Below are 18,026 nucleotides of genomic sequence, written 5' to 3'. Positions count from 1 at the left end.
TGCATACTTTTGTTATTTTACACCATTTAAGGCAAAATGTCACGTTTTTTCTAGTTTGTGGCAATCTGCTCGGCAATTTTTAAACCATCAACGGCGGCAGAGGTAATACCGCCTGCATATCCTGCACCCTCTCCGCACGGGTACAGACCGTGAAGTGTCACAGACTGTAAGGAGTCGCCGCGCAGAATACGAACCGGGCTGGAGGTCCGGCTTTCAACACCCGAAAGCACGGCTTCTTCCATGTCAAATCCCTTAATGCGCGTTGAAAATCCGGTGATGCCCTCTTTTAACGGTGCTGTGAGAAACTCCGGTAAAACGCGGTTTAAGTTGCCAAAGGTGTAAGCGCCTTTTATGGACGGCGTTACGGCACCGAAACCGGTCGATATGCGGTTGTTCTTGAAATCACCGTATAACTGTACGGGAATTTGGCCGTTTCCCTCCCGCCATGCGAGGTTTTCAAGTCTGCGCTGGAAGTGCATGCCGTCTAAAATGTTACTGCCGAAATCCTCCGGCGTTATGGTGACGATAATGGCACTGTTGGCATTGTCACCGTTTCTGCCCGAATAACTCATGCCATTTACGGCAATGCGTTCTTTTTCGGAGGAAGCGTTGACCACGTAACCGCCCGGACACATACAGAAAGAATACACGCCTTTGCCGGTGGATGTCTGAAACGTTACTTTATAATCGGCAGCAGGCAGTTTATAGTGGCAGTCGCCATACGCATTCTGATTGATAAAGGACTGCGGGTGTTCCATGCGCACACCGACCGCGAAAGCCTTCGGCTGCATGGAGATTCCCTGTGCCAGAAGCATTTCAAAGGTATCTCTGGCACTGTGACCGATTGCAAGACAGACGGTATTACAGGCGTGGGTGAAGGATCTGTTTTCTGCACGGTCAAAGACGGTAATGCCGTTTACTGCACCGTCTTTTTCATGAATTGCCGTGAGTTTTGTCTGGAAATGCACCTCGCCGCCGCAGGCAGTGATTTTTTTACGGATATTCTGCACAACCTTGGCAAGAACATCAGTTCCGATATGCGGCTTATTCACATATAAAATCCGCGAATCCGCACCAAATTCTGCAAATATGCGTAAAACTTCGTGGATTCTTCCGGTTGGGTCTTTAATCGCCGTATTTAATTTACCGTCCGAAAATGTACCGGCGCCGCCCTCTCCGAACTGGACGTTCGATTCGGTATTGAGTGCGCCGCCCTGCCAGAACGCCTCGACTTCTTTTTTACGCTGTTCAATACTGTCACCGCGCTCAAACACAATCGGGCGCAGTCCTGCTTCGGCAAGCTTTAATGCGGAAAACATACCCGCAGGGCCGAAACCGATAATGATCGGACGGTCTTCTTCTTTTAAAATCTGCCTTGATACGGCAGGGAATGTGTATCCTTTTTGGGTAACCGGTGTAATGTCACGGTTCTTTAACTTTTTAATCCATGCAGCTTCGTCCACCGGCTTTTTGCCGTTAAGCAGAATGTCGGAAACATGCACGCTGTATATGTATAAGATATCCGGTTTATGTCTGGAATCAATGGACTGCTTTGCAATCTCAATGCGGCAGGTATCCTTCGATGAAAGGCGCAGTGCCTTGTAAACTGCCTGATGTAATGCCGTTTCCGGGCTGTCCGGTTTTAAACGAATCTGACTAATTTGAATCATAGTGAGTTCCTTTCTGTGAAATACAATACTGTGCGGCAGAAGTTCCCGCCAGATGTCCACTGCTCCATGCCCATTGCAGGTTGTAGCCGCCGCATTTTCCGTCTACGTCTAAAAGTTCTCCCGCAAAGAAAAGTCCGGGACATAAAAGAGACTGCATGAACTGGGAATCCACTTCTTCAAGAGATACACCACCCTGACAGATTTGTGCGGCATCAAAGGAGCGGCTTCCGGTAATGCCAAAGGAAAAATCTTTAAAAGCTGTTATCATTTTTGCAATACCTTTTTTCCCAAGTGCGTCCATAGTCGTACCGGCTGGATAACCGCAGCTTTTTGCCACTGCCTGTACAAGCTTTTTGTTAAGCAGTCCCGAAAAGAACGTGACAATATCCTGCGTATTATGCTGATACATGCGTTTTATCGACTGTGTAATAAGGGTTTCCGCTTCAAAGTCCGGAAGCATATCCACAACTGCCGTCACGATTCTTTTACTGTCTGCGGCTTTGACGGCATAGCGGCTGACCTGAAATACGGGAATCCCCGAAATGCCGTAGTCCGTATACTGGATTTCTCCGGTATCCGAAGCAACAGGATGTCCGTCTGCAAAAACAGTAACCGTTCCTGTACTGCGCACGCCGGACATCGCTTTGCACAGCGGATTGTCGGAAGTAAGCTGTACGAGTGCCGGAAGCGGTTTTATAATGTGGTGTCCGAATTTTCTGGCAAGTGTATAGCCGGAGCCGTCCGAGCCTGTCTTTGGTGCGGCTTTTGAGCCGGTGGCAAGAATACAGGCGTGGCCGCAGAAGCTATCGGTATTGGTCGTCACATAAAATGAACCGTCTTTTTTTTCAACGGACACAACAGACTGTTCGGTAAACACGGTCACACCGCTCTGTTCGACTTCATACCGCAGTGCGGACTGCAAAGAAGCCGCCGTTTCCGAATGGGGATAGACATATCCGTTTCTGTCCTTGTGGTAAATGCCTGCATTTTCAAAAAATTCAAGGGTATCCTGTACCGGAAAGGTATTTAAAACCTGCATGACAAAGTCAGGATTGCCGTTCTGATAACAGTCTGCCTGCATATGCAGGTTGGTAAAGTTACATTTTCCGTTGCCGGTCTGGAGTATTTTTGAACCCAGCCGTGCCGTATGTTCTATTAAAATGACAGATGCACCGCCCTGTGAAGCGCAGACAGCGGACATCATGCCCGCGGCGCCGCCGCCGATAACAATGCAGTCACAGGTGTGCCGGTTTAATTTTGTCATAAAAGTCCTCGTTTCTTTATTGTGTTTTCAGTTTTATATTTTAACAGACCGCAGGTACAGGCGCAATATTTAACTGCTGTAGGTCTGTAAAAATTCGTAAAGCTCCTGCTCTCCGGTGATGTACAGACCGTATTTTAACTGCTCCCGTATTTCAACCGGCATGAGGTTTACCGCCACATCGGCATAATCATAGAAAATCTTGTCATCTCCCCGGTAAATGCACAGGCGGTCTTCACTGTAAATCAGGTAAAAGGTTTCTTTTTTGGTCTGTACTTTTCCGTTGGCATAAATGCCGGCAGAGGTGTCTGCCAGACTGGTGCTGTCAGTTTCTGCCCGGTAGACAAAGGTTTCCTCTTTGGTAATATTTTTTGTATTTTCCTTTGAAGCAAAGAAAAAGATACAGCCAAAGCCGGAGATAAATAACAGTAATATTCCGGCAGCGGCGCTTATCCATTCCAATCGTTTCATAAATCTGAACCCTTTCTGTTTGAAGTTTGATATTCTTATTTTTTACAGAAATGTCAGATTTATACTTTTTTGCAAAATGTTTTAAAAAGTGCGATTTAATATAAAATTGCGGAAATTTTCCACGGCAGGAGGCATATACACGGAACCGTCATGCACCAGATAAAAATTGCGTTCGTAATCCGGTGAAAGAATCGGCAGAATCCGAACCGGCAGTTTTGACAGCAAATCCATATACGGAACAACGGCAATACCGAAGTCTTGTGCCACCAGTCCGGCAATGACTTCATCTTCTTCTGTTTCGTAAACGATATTGGGAATCACATTTTCCCTGTGGAACATATCGTCAATGACACTGCGGATACCCGAAGTCTTTGTAAAATAAATGTGCGGGTACGAAGCGGTGTCGGAAAGACATATACCGTCCTTAGCGGAACGTGCGGCAAGCGGGTGATTCTGCGGCACGATGACAACCAGCTCCTGTTTCTGAACCGGAACGGCGGTAAATTTTAAGTCGTCCTGCGGCTTGGAACAAAACAGCAAATCTACCTTCCGCTGTGCCAAATCATCTAACAGGTGCTGGGTAATGCCGGTATGAAAGGTAAAACGGATATCATTTTCAGGATATGCCCGTAAGAAATCTGCCGCAAGGTGCGGGACAAATTCAATCCCCAGCGGACGGACAAAGCCCAGACGAATCAGTCCTGAACCGCGCGCACTGCGCTGTAAGGAAGCAATGCCGTCATCAAGCGTGGAAAGCGTATGCTCCGCGCACGATAGAAATTCCCTGCCAAACGGCGTGAGCATGGTATTTCTGCCATTTTTCTCAAATAACGGCACACCCAGTTCTTTTTCCATCTGTGCAATGGCGTGGCTGAGGCTTGGCTGTGTAATGCAGAGCTGTTCTGCTGCTTTGGTATAGTGTTTGACGTGTGCAAGGGTCACAAAGTATCTTAAATAAAATAAATTCAAATAAATTCCTCCAGTGTGTCCGGTAATCTCCGGCAGGTAGTAAATCTAAATATCTGATGTGCAGTTACATTTATATATGATACCAGGGACAAAAGTCCCCAATCATGATAAATATATAATATTCAATAGATACAGTCTATAGTTTGATGAAATTTATTTATTTGTTATTTATAAAAAGCGTTTGTATACTGAAAAGCTGTAAACAAATATGTAGGGCAAAATGCCTTAGAACAGGAATGGTGAAAAGTATGAATAATAATAATGCTGACACAATGATTCAGGAAACGGACAGGCGGACACTGCGCGGGGAGCTGGCTTTGATAGCGGCGGTTCTGATTAACAGTTTTGGTGTGGTATTAATGCTGTATTCCGGTGCGGGGATTTCAGCAATCTCAAGCGTGCCGTTTGCATTTTCAGAAGTCTTTACTAAAATTTCCCTCGGAACATGGACGTATCTTTTTCAGGGGTTACTGGTTCTGACATTAATGATTCTGCGTAAAAAATTCGTACCGCAGTATTTATTCAGTTTCGTTGTCGGATTTGCTTTCGGGGAATTTTTGGATATCCATGAATTATGGATAGGGATTCTGCCACAGACGATACCGTGCCGGATAGTATACTTTGTGTTAAGTTATATTCTGATTTGTATTGGAATTGCATTATCCAACCGATGCGGATTGCCAATTATTCCGACAGATTTATTTCCAAGGGAACTTTCCGATATTATCCGTGTCGGATATCCTAAAATCAAAATTGCATTCGATGTGATCTGTCTGACAGTAACTGCCTGCATGACCGGATTTCTTTTAGGACATCTTGACGGATTAGGCATCGGAACAATCCTCGCAGCATTTACAATGGGAAAATGTATCGGTCTCATTGGCAGCTGGATGGATAAACGTTATACATTTGTAACAGTTTTAACTAAGGAATAACGCCTTAATCATACGTGCACGAAGCACCTTCCACATCAGCAGAGGGAAAAGTGTTTCAATGGTTGCACAGTATTTATCAGCCAGACACAGAATCCATGCTTCCTTATACCGCGGCGGTATCGGGGTCAGCGGAAACATGTGTCTGGCTATCATATTTTCTTCAATTGGATTCAAATCAAAATCTTCTTTGGCATTTCTTAAAGCTGTTGATGGGTGATAAAAGCCATGAAGTCGATGACTTTTATCCTTTTCATGCCAGTCATAAAGAAAGTAATCATGAAGCAATGCACCGCGGATCAGTGACTTTTCATCAATATTCAGACGGAAACGTCTTGCAAAATACAAACTTGTATAAGCTACTTTTACACTATGTTCATAAACAGATGTCGAGCCGTGCTGTATATAGCTTTTCTCCATTGTCAGCCGTCCTTCCTTTTCCAGTGTACGGATGGCAGTTGACATTACTGTAAAAATACTTCTAATGGGTCTATTTTCAGGGTTCATGTACTTCTCCATTTCATTTTTGTGAACCATTACTTTGCTACCTATGCAGATTATACGCAAAAATGTATTTAATTACAATACCTGAAGCCAATTTATTTCTTAAGAATTTCTTATTTTGTTCCGAAGATTCTGTCGCCTGCATCGCCAAGTCCCGGACAGATGTATGCATTTTCGTTTAACTGTCTGTCTAATGCACCGACATAAATCTGGATATCCGGATGTTCCCTGTGCAGTCTTTCGAGTCCTTCAGGAGCTGCAATAATGCACATGAACTTAATGTTTTTGCCGCCGTGTTTTTTAATCTGGTTAATCGCATCAATCGCAGAACCGCCTGTTGCTAACATCGGATCACACACAACAATCGTTCTTTCGGCAATCGGGTCCGGCAGTTTGCAGTAATATTCCTGCGGTTCGTGAGTTTCTTCGTCACGGTACATACCGATGTGTCCGACCTTTGCGGACGGAACTAACGCTAAAATACCGGAAACCATACCAAGTCCGGCACGAAGAATCGGCACAACGGCAAGTTTTCTTCCGGCAATCATCGGTGTCATGCAGGTTTCAATCGGCGTTTCGACTTCTACGTCTTCTACCGGCAAATCTGAAAGCGCTACAAAGCCTTCCAGCATGGCAATTTCATCAACTAACTGACGAAATTCGTTTGTACCGGTTCTCTTGTCACGTAAGATTGAAATCTTGTGCTGGATTAAAGGGTGTTCAAAAATAGTTACATTTTCCATTTTATTCATAAAAATCTCCATTCCGCCGTCAATGCGGCATTTTTATCTTTTTTATTACTCTGCTTCATCTTCGCTGTCGCTGTTTGCAACATAGACCCCTCGGCTTCTGTCACCCTCCGGATTTTTACCGAACTGGTAATCATTTCCCGGTAAAACGGCATTGAGGAAAATACCTGCAATCGCAGCTACGGCAAGGGCTGTCAGTGTAATTGAAGTGCCAAAGACAGTAAAGGTCAAGCCGTCTGAAAATCCAAGTCCGCAGACAAAGATGACACCGGCAATAATTAAGTTTCTGGACTTTGTTAGGTCTACCTTATTTTCAACGACATTTCTCACACCGATAGCGGAAATCATACCGTAGAGCATGAATGACACACCGCCGATAATTGCCGCAGGCATTGTTGAAATAATTGCCGAAAACTTCGGAATAAAGGACAATACAATTGAAAAACATGCCGCAATACGGATAACACGCGGGTCATAAACTTTGGAAAGTTCAAGAACGCCGGTATTTTCACCGTATGTCGTGTTGGCAGGTCCGCCGAGGAATCCGGCAAATGCGGTTGCAAGTCCGTCACCCATTAAGGTACGGTGCAGACCTGGTTCTTCAATAAAATTTTCTCCGACTGTAGCGGAAATGGCGGACATATCTCCTACATGTTCCATCATCGTTGCAATGGCAATCGGTGCCATAACAAGAATGGCTGTGATGTCAAATTTGCAAATCTGGAACTGAGGCAGTCCAATCCAGCCGGCGCCCGATACAGATGCAAAATCTAAAATCGCTGTGCCATCAGGATTTGTGATACCGCAGGCATTTAAAATCACCGCAAGCCCATAGGAAATCAAAACACCCATGAGAATCGGGATAATCTTAAACATGCCTTTTCCCCAGATATTGAAAATGATAATCACCGCTAATGCCGTAAATGCAATCCACCAGTTGGTTGAAGCATTTGAAATAGCTGACGGTGCAAGGGATAAACCGATGCAGATGATAATCGGACCGGTTACAACCGGCGGTAAAAATTTCATGACACGGTTGACACCGACCAGTTTGAATATCAGTGCCACTGCTAGATATAAAAGTCCGGCAACAACAATACCGCCGCAGGCATAAGCCGCTTTATCATTGACATTCATGGTCGCATAAATACCGTTTTTTAAGTTGGCAACGGTATAAAATCCGCCTAAAAATGCAAAGGACGAGCCTAAAAACGCAGGCACTTTCAATTTGGAACAATGATGGAAAATCAGTGTGCCAAAGCCTGCACAAAATAAAGTAACAGAAACGGTAAGACCTCTTGTCAAAGGTTCACCGCAGGCATCTTTAAAATAGCCTGCCACAAGAATCGGTACCAGAATTGTAGCGCCGAACATCGCAAACATATGCTGGATTCCGAGAATCAGCATTTTCGGAATGCCGAGCTTACGTGCGTCATAAATGGGTTCATTTGAGTTGTTCATAGAATTCTCCTGCTGTTAAAATAGTATTGATAAATAATCCACAAAGTATGATATCATTTTAACAGGAAATTGGCAACCGGTAATGTTTAATCCGTGTGGCTGATTTTACACTTTATACGGCGGAATCTGTCTGTGTGTGTCCTGTGATATACCGGACAATGAATTGTGCCGTTTTTTCAACACCGTCAGAGGAATCGACCGTTAATTCATAATTTCTTGCATCCCCCCAGTGTGTGCCGGAAATATGCTCATAATATGAAGCCCTTGCCTTATCGGAACGCTCAATATTCACCCTTGCTTCTTTTGGCGTGTCGCCGTATACATCCATAACTCTTTGAATTCTGTAATCCTGCGGCGCATGGATAAATATGCGGACAACATTGTCGTAATCTTTTAAAATATAATCTGCTGCCCTGCCGACAATGACACAGGAGCCGTTTTCCGCAATTTCACGGATAATGGCATCCTGTGCTTTAATCGCGTATTGCACTGCATTGGAACTCAGATATAAATCACGCATGATATCCGGCGAATTTTTGTGAATATCGGAAATGAATTCGCGATTTAGTCCACTCTCTTTTGCCGCCAGCGTAATCATTTCTTTATAATAGAAAGGAATGCCTAAGGCATTGGCGACACATTTTCCAATCTGCTTGCCCGATGAGCCATGCTCTCTTGCAATCGTGATAATGACGCCGGGTTTGGAAGGCTTTAAGGCAATATCAGGATTGTCAAGATTATCGATATTGTCATGACTGCCTGTACTGTCTGCGCCAGCTGTGGCGGCTGAGATATGTGTGGCGGCGGTGACATCTGTGATGTTTTTACCGCCAGAAGCTTCAGTTTTCCGTACATAATCCTTGTTTAAGAATTGACGGTAAAAATAAGCCCCGGTAAGGCTGGTGATAACTTCCGTCACCGGATAAGTCAGCCAGAACCAGTTTAATCCGAATCTGGAAAATAAATATGCCAGCGGAACAAATAATACCACGGTGCGGATAACCGTAAGCAGTGAACTTTTAAGGCTTGAACCCACCGCCTGAAAAAATACCGGGAATATCAGCGAAGTGACCATTGGCAGAAAGCTGATGCCGACAAAGCGGAAGCCGACCCGTCCGATAGCAATAACCAGTTCATCGGAAGTAAATACCCGCAGCATTTGTGAAGGAATACAGACAAAGCATAGTGTTCCCAGTGCCATAAGGGACATTCCGAACACAATGGAAGCCGACAGGGTCTTTTTACAGCGCTCAATATTTCTTGCCGCATAATTGTAGCTGATAACAGGAACAATGCAGGTCTGCATTGCGCCGAGCGGGATAAAGAAAAAGGTCTGCCACTTATAGTAAAGTCCCAGTGCGGTTACTGCCTGGTCTGAAAAGGTTGCAAGAATCAGATTCAATCCCAGTATGTAAAAGGTATACGCCGACTGCATAAGAATATTCGGAATACCCAGCTGGAAGATTTTGGCAATGTGGTGTGGGTAAACCTGTCTGTGCGGGGATTTGCGAAAGCCTTTTTTCATGACAATCAGTGCCGCCATAATCTGTCCGGATACTGTCGCCACCGCCGCGCCCGCAATGCCCATTTTCGGAAATCCGAACATACCGAAAATCAGCAGAGGGTCTAACACGATATTCGTAATCGCGCCGATAATCTGCGCTGTCATCGGCGTTTTCATATCGCCGCAGGATTGCAGAACCTTTGTCCAGATACTTTCCAGAAACAGTCCGAAACTGAATACACACACAATACGTCCGTATACGATGACATCGTGAATGATGACTTCGGAATTGGTTGACATTTTTGCGTAAAACGGCATGGCAAACCAGCAGATGACCGCAAATAAAAGCCACATAAAGCCTGCTAACGGCGTGCCGACACCGGCATACTCATCGGCTTCTTTTTCATTGCCGACACCTAGCTTTGCCGCCATAACCGTGTTAATGCCCACCCCTGTTCCCACGGCAAGGGCAATCATTAAAAGCTGGAGCGGGTAGATAATTGACAGTGCCGTCAGCCCCGAATCGGAGTATCTGCCGACAAACAGGCTGTCAATGATGTTGTAGAGCGCCTGTATCAGCTGGGCGAGCATGACCGGTGGCGCCAGTTTTAAAAGTATTTTGCTGATTTTTTCTGTTCCAAATAAATCTGTCTGTCCCATGATTTTGTTTTACCTCGGGTTTGTTTAGTCTTCAAAAAGTTCTATGGATTTTTCCTGTAAATCCATTCCGATATCTTCAAGCTCGCGCAGTTCATTTTCACTAAAACCGCTGTTAAAGTAAAAAGCACCGTAAATATCAACCAGTGCCGCCGCCAGTTTTTTAGGAATCAACGGCTCTCCCTTGTAATACTCTATTGCAAAATCCAGTGCTTCCTGCACCTGTGCAAGCAGTTCCCGGTCGAGTTCATGGTATGCCCGTAATTTAACCGGAACCGATTCTTCACTTACCAGACCTGTGTAAATAAGCTCTACTGCCTGTTCGATGTTCATAGTGACCTCCTTAAAAATGTTGTGATTAAGGAAAGTATAGCATATAATGATTTTCAATGAAACATCAGATGAAAGTATATCCTTTGGCAGGCATGTCCTTTTCAAACAGGTCAACGATTCGGTTTATTACACTGATGTTTTGGGTAAAATATTCTGTAAGAGCTTTCATTGAGGAAATTTCATCACATTCTGTAAATTCATAATCTAAATATTCATAATGCGTTGATTTGCCATAGATATTGCTTGTTTTATATACACCGTAACCCAGTCCTAAATCCTTTGCAATTTGTACATCATTTGGCAGGTAACCACCCCATGTCAATGAAAACGCTAAATCCCATAATGTTTTTCCAAAATATTTTTCTATAACAATATCAAAATCCTGAATATTTCCGGTATGTTTCATTTCGCCAAAATATACGTCCGTCTGATCCGGATATTCCACGACAATGAAAAAACAAGGTGCCCAATTCATAATATTATTATGTGCAGCTATCAGATAAAGCGTGTATAAGGTATGCATAGGATTATAAATATATATCTTCCCTTTAAATGATTTTTTATCACATTCGTCTATCAGCGTATCAAGAATGGTTGTAACAGGTACTTTCCATTGCTTGTTATCCTGTAAACAATAACTGACTTCTCTTTTCATTTTTTTCAGTGCAGTAATATTTTCCGAATCAAATTCCAATAAATATTTTTGGCGCGTACCGCCTCGTGCACCACACAATTCGTCCAAAATGGTTTCGTCCGATAAAAATTCATTGTTAAAGATTTTTCCTCTGATAATTTTTTCAACCGTCCAGTTCTGGTTATAAATATAATTCTGTAATTTTGCGGCATAACCGATATCTTCAGTATCACAGGACGGAACAGGGGCAACAGAATTTATTGCATAATCATGAAGGTCTGACAGATAATCTTCTTCGTCAGAATCTTCTGTAAAAAATTCTGATACGTTTGAATAGATGTCAGCATCTTTTTTTAATATATCCCAGTAAATATCTTCAGATTGTAACTGGCTTGCAGAATAAATAATAAATTTATAGTCGGGATAGTGTTCATGGTTGTGGGTTGACATATAGGCTCTATCTTCCTGAGAGTAGCCGACGTAGGGCATTTCCATGGCAGCAAGCTCTTTTTCTCTATGATTTTTTGGTGCTTTTAATATAACAAGAACGTAATCATAAATTCCTTTTGTTTCAAAAGATGTAATATGTTCCTGGATTGCCTGTTGTAATTTCTGTTCTGTAGTATATGCACGCAGCATATGATGTTCACAAAACAGACGTTCATGATTGTGCATAATAGGCTGTACTCTTTTTACAGATGACAGTGTACGATTTTCAGATACCTGAATACGATACCCCTCGATATTAACGGTACTGTTCTGACAAAGAGAAGAAAAAGGAATGAGCAGCTCATCCCACTCGGTAGACAAAATCAGTAAACGGATTTCATCGTCCCGCAGTCCTTTGTTTATTTTTACACCTTCTAGATATTTAAAAACTTCATGGATTGCTTCCCGCGCAGTAGAATTACTTTTCTTTACTTCTATAACCGTCAGATGATCTTTGCAGTCTTTTGCCAGAATATCAGCAAAGCCTTTTGTTCCTTTATAATTCGGCAGATAATGTTCTGTATCTATTAATACCATGCCGGGTTCAATACATTGTAAATTGTCAGCAATGATATCTCTGATTTCGGATTCTGTATATTTTCTGGTCATATTTGTCCTCTTATTTTAAAAATGTATTGACTAATTACACGCATACGCACAGAAACAGACATCATTTCTTTGCGTTTTCTTCTAATTCCAGTATGTACTTATCAAAATCGGACATAAATAATCTGTCCTGAATCACACGGTATTTTTCAAATTCCGTTTCAGCTTTTGCCTTGGCAATCTCCGCTGTGATTTTCCCTGCATCTTGAAGAACTTCTCTGTCATCTGCCATCAGGAATAAATCCAGACGCTTTGACCAGTCCTCCATTGTCATCGGAATGTGGCGTTCTGCACGGTCTTCTGCCAAATCTAGGTAAGCAGATACAATACGCTCTAATGAACGCATTTCTTTATCAGTAAGATAATTCTTTGCAATGCTTACATCACTTTTTACAATTTTACCCTCCGGTGCTGTTGCCCATGTGGTAAGTCCCATATGAGGTTTTTCCGCATCAGCGCGTTCATAAATCAGTTCTGCTGCCGTATGTCCGTGTACCGCATAATGCATTTTATTCTGTACCTTAGCAAAGAACTGTTTGGTTGTTCTGGCTGTGCGGTCATAGTCAAGTGCCGTAGCATAAATGTCAGTTATTTTCTGATAAAATCTGCGCTCTGACAGGCGGATTTCACGAATCTGTTCAAGTAAACGGTCAAAGTATTCAGTTGTAAGTACAGAACCGCCGTTTTTCAGACGTTCGTCATCTATAACCCAGCCCTTGATAGTATAATCCTTCGCAATTTGATTCACCCATTTACGGAACTGTACCGCACGCTCAGAATTGACCTTGAAACCTACGGCAATAATCATCTCCAAGGAATAGTGATTTGTATTGTAGCTTTTCCCGTCAGGAGCAGTTATTCGAAATTTTCGAATAACTGAATCTTCCTGTAGCTCACTATCCTCGAATATCTTTTTAATATGATAATTAATTGTATTTGTTCCTACATCGTACAATGTGGCCATCATCTTCTGTGTCAGCCATATATTTTCATTCTCGTAGCGCATCTCAATGCTGTCCTGCTGGTCACCAATAGAAGCAACATAGGTCAGATATTCTGCTGCGCTGGAACGGATTGTTACTTCATCTTTTTTCTTTTTCAAATTGAATTTCCTCCTTCAGCTCAAACTAATACAACATTTCAAACATTCTCTCAATAAAAAATTGAATTTCTCTATTTACACAATTTTTCATATGCTTTCATTACGATTTGGACAATCAAAATTCTACGCTGATTCAAAAAATCAGGATAAGATAACTGTTCGCATTTCTCTGGAAGGGCATTCTGTGCGCACGCCAACTTATCTTCTTGAATTCGTAATTACCTCTGTATTAATGAAAGTATATCATATAAACAGAAAAAAGAATCTGCTATTTTACAATCTTTATGAAAATGTCCAAAGTACCATGCCTTAAAATCAGTATGGTCGGCTACCTGTTGTAAAAATTCTCTTAAAGGGGCTTCTTCGTTGCGATCGGATAAAGCTTTATAGCCCATTTTGTAAATAATGTTTTTGGGTGCGGTATGGGTAAGAATATAGTCGACCTTAAAACCCGATTTTTTTAAATTTTCCCAGCCTTCTAAATATTCCTGCTGGGATGGAAGTTCTTCCGGAAACCATGAAATGCCCTCCTCCCGATATGCTCTGTCAGGGCTGTATGCCCCGCCAAAAGTAAAAAATGTAATGCCGCCTAAATTAAAAATCTGTCCGCGCATCAGATGAATAATATCTTTTTCAATAAAATGGACATTGCCGCCATGCCATTTTTCAACCGGAAAGGCATTTAATTTTTTAAAATCTTCATGGTTTCCGTCTATAAAAAGCGTTGTAACCGGAAGATTTCTTAAAATGTGCCTGACTTTGGTTTCTTCTGTTTCAGAGTACCCGCAAATGCCGGTATCTCCGCAGATTATGAGATAATCTTCTTTTGTGTAAGTTGTATTCTGTTTTTGAAAAAATGTTATAATTTTATCAAGGTCAAATGTTCCGTGTGTGTCGCCGGATAGGATAAATTTCATTTTTTGGGGGGTGTCCTTTTTTGCTATTTCTATTTAATAATTTACTATTTCCATTATTTTTAAAATATTTACAGAACAAAAGCTTTCAAGTCATTAAACTCAAAGGCTTCTGTTCTCATATAATTTTATACAAGCGCAGGTTCTTTCCCTGCAATAATCGCTTTCACTTCTTCGATATCCTTATCTGTAGCCATAGCAATCCCCTTTTCTTCAATTCCCTGACTCAAGTTACACATAACACTCACATCCTTTCTGAAGTTCTCCTCGATAGGAATATCGTATTCATTTCTAATTTTATTTTAATGTCATCAAAACTACATTTTCGATATGCGTGGTCACCGCAGTTGAAACACATATCCTCTGCCTCGTGTCCTGAAAAAGAACACATATCATTATCATTCAACAAGTCGTGATTATCGCTCATTTTAAAGCTCCTCCTTGTTGTTTTACTCTACTTTATTTACACTGCCTTATTATGAAGATTCATATATCTGTCTCTCGCATCCGGTATGCTTCTTTCATCCATACCTTTTAACACAAAGGTCAGCTTATATGGATCAACTGTGCCATCCTCTTCCTGCTCTCCAACTATAACCTTCTCGACCAGGCTTTCAAATACCACTCTGTCAAATTGGTCAAGAACATCTGCATCCTTCAGCTTTGCTCTGATAGTCTTCATCTTACCTGCAATGTTTTTCTGTGATAATGCACAGTCAGCAAATATTGCTTTCTCTTCCTCACATTTGTCCAGCTTCTTGCTGAGCTCACTGATTACTGATTCATCGGCTCTGCGTCTAATGCGTCTGGCTCTTTGATTACGGTTATTTTTAAATTTTTTACTTCAATTAAACTTTCTCGACTGCATTTTGGACAGTAGAGCGGAAAGTTTTTCAATTCTGTGTCTTTTCTGATTCGGACACGAGTTTTGTTGCCACATATGGGGCATAATATCCATTCTTCCGATAACATATCTATATTCCTCCCTATATAGTCAAGTATTTTTCCTTATTTTTCAAGGAATTGTGGAAAATAGACTTACGCTACCTTATAGGTTCTGAAGATTTCAAAGCATTTAAATCCAATTTAACCGAATTAATCACTAAAGTTCTTAGACAGTGTTCACAGCTTACCCGTGAACAACTGATGATTATTTGACGATTAAATGAAAATGACATGTCATTATATTCTTACCAGCCCAGTTCCAATAGCCAGTTATTTAACATTCTCTCCCTATCCTTCTCTTTTATCTCTAAGTCTCTCGGACTTATATACTCTCCCTTAATGTTACCATCTACAATGTATAACACTCTCGAACACTTTGCAGCTCCCTTTGCATCATGGGTTACCATCATAATTGTTGTTCCTTCTTCGTTTAACTTTACCAGTTCCTCCATTACCTCATTTGATGCAGTTCTGTTCAAAGCTCCCGTCGGTTCATCCGCCAATATAATCGCAGGTCTATTAATCATACTTCTACAGATGCAAGCTCTCTGAAGCTGCCCTCCCGAGACTTCATTGATGTCGTTATCGGCAATGTCTATAATACCCAGTTTGCGCATTAAGTCCTGTCCACGTAAAACCGTTTCTTTACGTGTTTCGGTATTCTTTTTAGATTGTACCGCTGGAAGAATAATATTGTCGAGAACGGTCAGATTTTTGAGCATATACATCTGCTGAAAAATAAAACCCATTTCATCAAGACGTAAGTCTGCAAGCTCCTTTTCACCCATTTTTACAATACTCTTTCCACAAAATTCCACTTCCCCTGCAGTAATGGAGTCCATACCTGAAACAGCATACAAAAGAGTGGATTTACCCGAGCCTGATGGCCCCATAATTGCTACCATTTCACCTTCCGAAACGGTAAAGTTTACATTTTTCAGAACATTATTCTGGCGTTTATTTACAATATAAGTTTTACAGAGGTCTTTTACTTCTAAAATATTCATAATCATTTCCTTTCTTATTCAATGTTAGCAGTGTCAGAGGACTTAATTTTTCTTGTGTAAATCGAAGTCAGAAATGCACTTACGGTTGTTGTAGCAAGAATTACAATAGGGAATATAAGATACATTTCAACAGGATTAATCACATAGTCAACCGCAAGCTCCATACCCATCATTTTAAATATTGGGTCAATGCAAAGGTGCGTAAGGGGCATTGCGAACATCTCTCCGATAAAAATTGCAATTATTCCTACAAATAAGAATCTCAAAGCATGGTATGCATAGATTTTTCCGTTTCTTGTGCCGACGGCTTTCATAAGTGCAATTTCTCCCTGCTCCTTTGCAATAAAAGAACGCTCCATAAGCACGGTTATGAGTGCAGCTAAGATGATTGTAAGGATAACGATAAGGGACTTTACTGAAGCAAGAGTATCCGCAACACCTACCATATCCTTTACGGTTTCAGCACAAGTTTCTATGTTTTCATACTCCGGAAAAATTCTCTGAATTTCTTCCATTCTCCAGTTAATCTCTTCGCTGTCAGGGTTATCTGTAAACATGATCTGCGTATTGATATACCCCGTTGCCTGGGCATAATTTATGTACTCATCACTGTGGAGTCTGATACCACTTCCCTGCATATTCATACTTTGGAAGAATGCCGTAATCATATATTCCTTATCTCCGTCAATGGTTTTAATCGTAACGGTATCACCGATGTTTGCGTTCAGTTTATCCGCTGCAATTCGTGTTATTGCAATTTCATCCGTATTCTGTGGTACTGTTCCTGCTGTGTATTCGTACATATCCATTGTCGTACCTGTGCCTTGATATATACAGATATTGCTTTCGTTTTCTCCGAAAGCTACCGGCAAATTGAACATTGTCTCCTGATAGCATTTTGCAGGAATATCGTTTTGGGCAAGAGTATGCTCCATATTGTTAAGGTGCTTTTCAAGCTTTTCATGTCCGTCTTCTAACATACATTCCGCACCGATTTTACTGTCTATATATATATCACAATCTGCCCATCCAAATGTTGTAGCAAGACTGTCGCTGCTCATAGTAGAAACAGTTGCCGAAAGTATAAGCAACAGGGACAGACAAAGGAAAAATGTAAGGCTTATAATACCATAACGCTTAGGACTGCTTACAATATCATTAAGTGCAAGGAAAGGCGTTACAGGAAGCTTCGATTTTCCTAAACTCATAAGACTCTTTTTTCGGAAGCGTTCCCCTGTCTGTCCGTTTCGGATAGCATCAATAGGAGTCATTTTCTTAACTTTACCTGTACATCCATAACAGAACAGTAAGATTACTGCAATAACAAGAACCGTACAGAAAACGTTTATCAAAATCGGACTCTGATTTCCCACAATAATTGACTGTGAGGAAACGCTCATAAGCATTTCACCAAAGGGGAAGCTAAGGGCAAAACCGATAATCGCACCGATTACGGAAAGACCCATATACTTTACAAGGTATAAGCCCCGGATTTTGAAATTGCCAATACCAATCGCCTTCATTACGCCGATTTCACGGAATTCCTCAGAAAGAGTAAAGGAAATGGTAAACCTTAAAACTACAAATGCTATTGCAATAAGAATAATACTTACCACAAGCAGAAGCCCTACTACGATCATATCAAAAATATAGCAGAATTCCATAAAGGCTCTGTCCATTGTGAGAACACTGTTATCTACAAGCGGCTTTATCTGCGTCAACACCTTTTCCATATCGGAAGAATTGGTGCTAGAATATAAATAGTACAAGCCAAAATGAGAAATTCCAAATACACATAAGCATGGTACAATAGAGATA

At 41.7% G+C, this 18,026-nt stretch carries 17 protein-coding genes; 1 reads left to right on the top strand and 16 read right to left on the bottom strand.

Annotation, left to right across the window (positions count from 1 at the left end; genetic code table 11):
• Nucleotides 1-50: 50 nt before the first annotated feature.
• The 4 genes from WMO37_RS13615 to WMO37_RS13600 all read right to left on the bottom strand — a co-directional run bounded on the left by WMO37_RS13615 (nt 51) and on the right by WMO37_RS13600 (nt 4,371).
• Nucleotides 51-1,670, bottom strand: coding sequence for an NAD(P)/FAD-dependent oxidoreductase (locus tag WMO37_RS13615; protein ID WP_349155274.1), 1,620 nt, complete (start codon nt 1,668-1,670; stop codon nt 51-53).
• Nucleotides 1,657-2,934: a BaiN/RdsA family NAD(P)/FAD-dependent oxidoreductase gene (locus tag WMO37_RS13610; RefSeq protein ID WP_349155273.1), complete on the bottom strand. Its 1,278-nt coding sequence runs from the start codon at nt 2,932-2,934 to the stop codon at nt 1,657-1,659. Before WMO37_RS13610 ends, WMO37_RS13615 begins: the two co-directional genes overlap by 14 nt.
• A gap of 69 nt (nt 2,935-3,003) precedes the next feature.
• On the bottom strand, nt 3,004-3,402 hold the full coding sequence (locus tag WMO37_RS13605) for a hypothetical protein (RefSeq protein WP_227089742.1): 399 nt from the start codon (nt 3,400-3,402) through the stop codon (nt 3,004-3,006).
• Nucleotides 3,403-3,483: 81 nt separating this feature from the next.
• Nucleotides 3,484-4,371: a LysR family transcriptional regulator gene (locus WMO37_RS13600; RefSeq protein ID WP_349155272.1), complete on the bottom strand. Its 888-nt coding sequence runs from the start codon at nt 4,369-4,371 to the stop codon at nt 3,484-3,486.
• Nucleotides 4,372-4,619: 248 nt separating this feature from the next.
• Here WMO37_RS13600 and WMO37_RS13595 point away from each other — a divergent pair, with 248 nt between their 5' ends.
• Entirely contained in the window at nt 4,620-5,306 is a 687-nt protein-coding gene (locus tag WMO37_RS13595; protein WP_349155271.1) for a DUF6198 family protein, read from the top strand.
• On the opposite strand, the gene WMO37_RS13590 is transcribed toward WMO37_RS13595, so the two are convergent.
• From WMO37_RS13590 to WMO37_RS13535, 12 genes are all read right to left on the bottom strand, one after another.
• A complete protein-coding gene (locus WMO37_RS13590; protein ID WP_349155270.1) occupies nt 5,292-5,810 on the bottom strand; it encodes an HD domain-containing protein in 519 nt (172 codons plus the stop codon). The two genes, WMO37_RS13595 and WMO37_RS13590, sit on opposite strands and share 15 nt — an antisense overlap.
• A gap of 110 nt (nt 5,811-5,920) precedes the next feature.
• On the bottom strand, nt 5,921-6,550 hold the full coding sequence (gene upp, locus WMO37_RS13585) for a uracil phosphoribosyltransferase (RefSeq protein ID WP_227089798.1): 630 nt from the start codon (nt 6,548-6,550) through the stop codon (nt 5,921-5,923).
• Nucleotides 6,551-6,604: 54 nt separating this feature from the next.
• Nucleotides 6,605-8,017: a uracil-xanthine permease family protein gene (locus WMO37_RS13580; protein WP_349155269.1), complete on the bottom strand. Its 1,413-nt coding sequence runs from the start codon at nt 8,015-8,017 to the stop codon at nt 6,605-6,607.
• A gap of 112 nt (nt 8,018-8,129) precedes the next feature.
• Nucleotides 8,130-10,181, bottom strand: a complete 2,052-nt coding sequence (locus WMO37_RS13575) for an MATE family efflux transporter (protein WP_349155268.1) — start codon at nt 10,179-10,181, stop codon at nt 8,130-8,132.
• Nucleotides 10,182-10,205: 24 nt separating this feature from the next.
• A complete protein-coding gene (locus tag WMO37_RS13570) occupies nt 10,206-10,511 on the bottom strand; it encodes a hypothetical protein (protein ID WP_227089738.1) in 306 nt (101 codons plus the stop codon).
• Between the two features lie 64 nt (nt 10,512-10,575).
• The gene (locus WMO37_RS13565; protein WP_349155267.1) at nt 10,576-12,243 is read right to left on the bottom strand and encodes an endonuclease NucS domain-containing protein; all 1,668 of its coding nucleotides are present in this window, start codon (nt 12,241-12,243) and stop codon (nt 10,576-10,578) included.
• A 61-nt stretch (nt 12,244-12,304) separates the two neighbouring features.
• Nucleotides 12,305-13,342 carry a virulence RhuM family protein gene (locus WMO37_RS13560; RefSeq protein WP_349155266.1) on the bottom strand — a complete coding sequence of 346 codons (1,038 nt, stop codon included), beginning with the start codon at nt 13,340-13,342 and terminating at the stop codon, nt 12,305-12,307.
• Nucleotides 13,343-13,560: 218 nt separating this feature from the next.
• Complete coding sequence (locus tag WMO37_RS13555; RefSeq protein WP_349155265.1) at nt 13,561-14,259, bottom strand: metallophosphoesterase; 699 nt, start codon at nt 14,257-14,259, stop codon at nt 13,561-13,563.
• A gap of 460 nt (nt 14,260-14,719) precedes the next feature.
• Nucleotides 14,720-14,938, bottom strand: coding sequence for a hypothetical protein (locus tag WMO37_RS13550; RefSeq protein ID WP_349155264.1), 219 nt, complete (start codon nt 14,936-14,938; stop codon nt 14,720-14,722).
• 92 nt (nt 14,939-15,030) lie between these two features.
• A complete protein-coding gene (locus tag WMO37_RS13545; protein WP_349155263.1) occupies nt 15,031-15,228 on the bottom strand; it encodes a cysteine-rich KTR domain-containing protein in 198 nt (65 codons plus the stop codon).
• 218 nt (nt 15,229-15,446) lie between these two features.
• Nucleotides 15,447-16,208: an ABC transporter ATP-binding protein gene (locus WMO37_RS13540; protein ID WP_349155262.1), complete on the bottom strand. Its 762-nt coding sequence runs from the start codon at nt 16,206-16,208 to the stop codon at nt 15,447-15,449.
• A 14-nt stretch (nt 16,209-16,222) separates the two neighbouring features.
• The coding region (locus WMO37_RS13535; protein WP_349155261.1) for an ABC transporter permease at nt 16,223-18,026 on the bottom strand (1,804 nt) is incomplete at its 5' end.

The sequence above is a fragment of the Lachnospira intestinalis genome, from assembly GCF_040095895.1.
Classification (GTDB): Bacteria; Bacillota; Clostridia; order Lachnospirales; family Lachnospiraceae; genus Lachnospira; species Lachnospira intestinalis.
Note: the sequence above shows the minus strand (reverse complement) of the source record. Positions and strands in the feature narration are given on the sequence as shown.

Coding starts and splice junctions, on each gene's coding strand:
- WMO37_RS13615 (WP_349155274.1), bottom strand. CDS start 1,670: ATGATTCAAATTAGTCAGATTCGTTTAAAACCGGACAGCCCGGAAACG.
- WMO37_RS13610 (WP_349155273.1), bottom strand. CDS start 2,934: ATGACAAAATTAAACCGGCACACCTGTGACTGCATTGTTATCGGCGGC.
- WMO37_RS13605 (WP_227089742.1), bottom strand. CDS start 3,402: ATGAAACGATTGGAATGGATAAGCGCCGCTGCCGGAATATTACTGTTA.
- WMO37_RS13595 (WP_349155271.1), top strand. CDS start 4,620: ATGAATAATAATAATGCTGACACAATGATTCAGGAAACGGACAGGCGG.
- WMO37_RS13590 (WP_349155270.1), bottom strand. CDS start 5,810: ATGAACCCTGAAAATAGACCCATTAGAAGTATTTTTACAGTAATGTCA.
- upp (WP_227089798.1), bottom strand. CDS start 6,550: ATGGAAAATGTAACTATTTTTGAACACCCTTTAATCCAGCACAAGATT.
- WMO37_RS13580 (WP_349155269.1), bottom strand. CDS start 8,017: ATGAACAACTCAAATGAACCCATTTATGACGCACGTAAGCTCGGCATT.
- WMO37_RS13575 (WP_349155268.1), bottom strand. CDS start 10,181: ATGGGACAGACAGATTTATTTGGAACAGAAAAAATCAGCAAAATACTT.
- WMO37_RS13570 (WP_227089738.1), bottom strand. CDS start 10,511: ATGAACATCGAACAGGCAGTAGAGCTTATTTACACAGGTCTGGTAAGT.
- WMO37_RS13565 (WP_349155267.1), bottom strand. CDS start 12,243: ATGACCAGAAAATATACAGAATCCGAAATCAGAGATATCATTGCTGAC.
- WMO37_RS13555 (WP_349155265.1), bottom strand. CDS start 14,259: ATGAAATTTATCCTATCCGGCGACACACACGGAACATTTGACCTTGAT.
- WMO37_RS13550 (WP_349155264.1), bottom strand. CDS start 14,938: ATGAAGACTATCAGAGCAAAGCTGAAGGATGCAGATGTTCTTGACCAA.
- WMO37_RS13545 (WP_349155263.1), bottom strand. CDS start 15,228: ATGTTATCGGAAGAATGGATATTATGCCCCATATGTGGCAACAAAACT.
- WMO37_RS13540 (WP_349155262.1), bottom strand. CDS start 16,208: ATGAATATTTTAGAAGTAAAAGACCTCTGTAAAACTTATATTGTAAAT.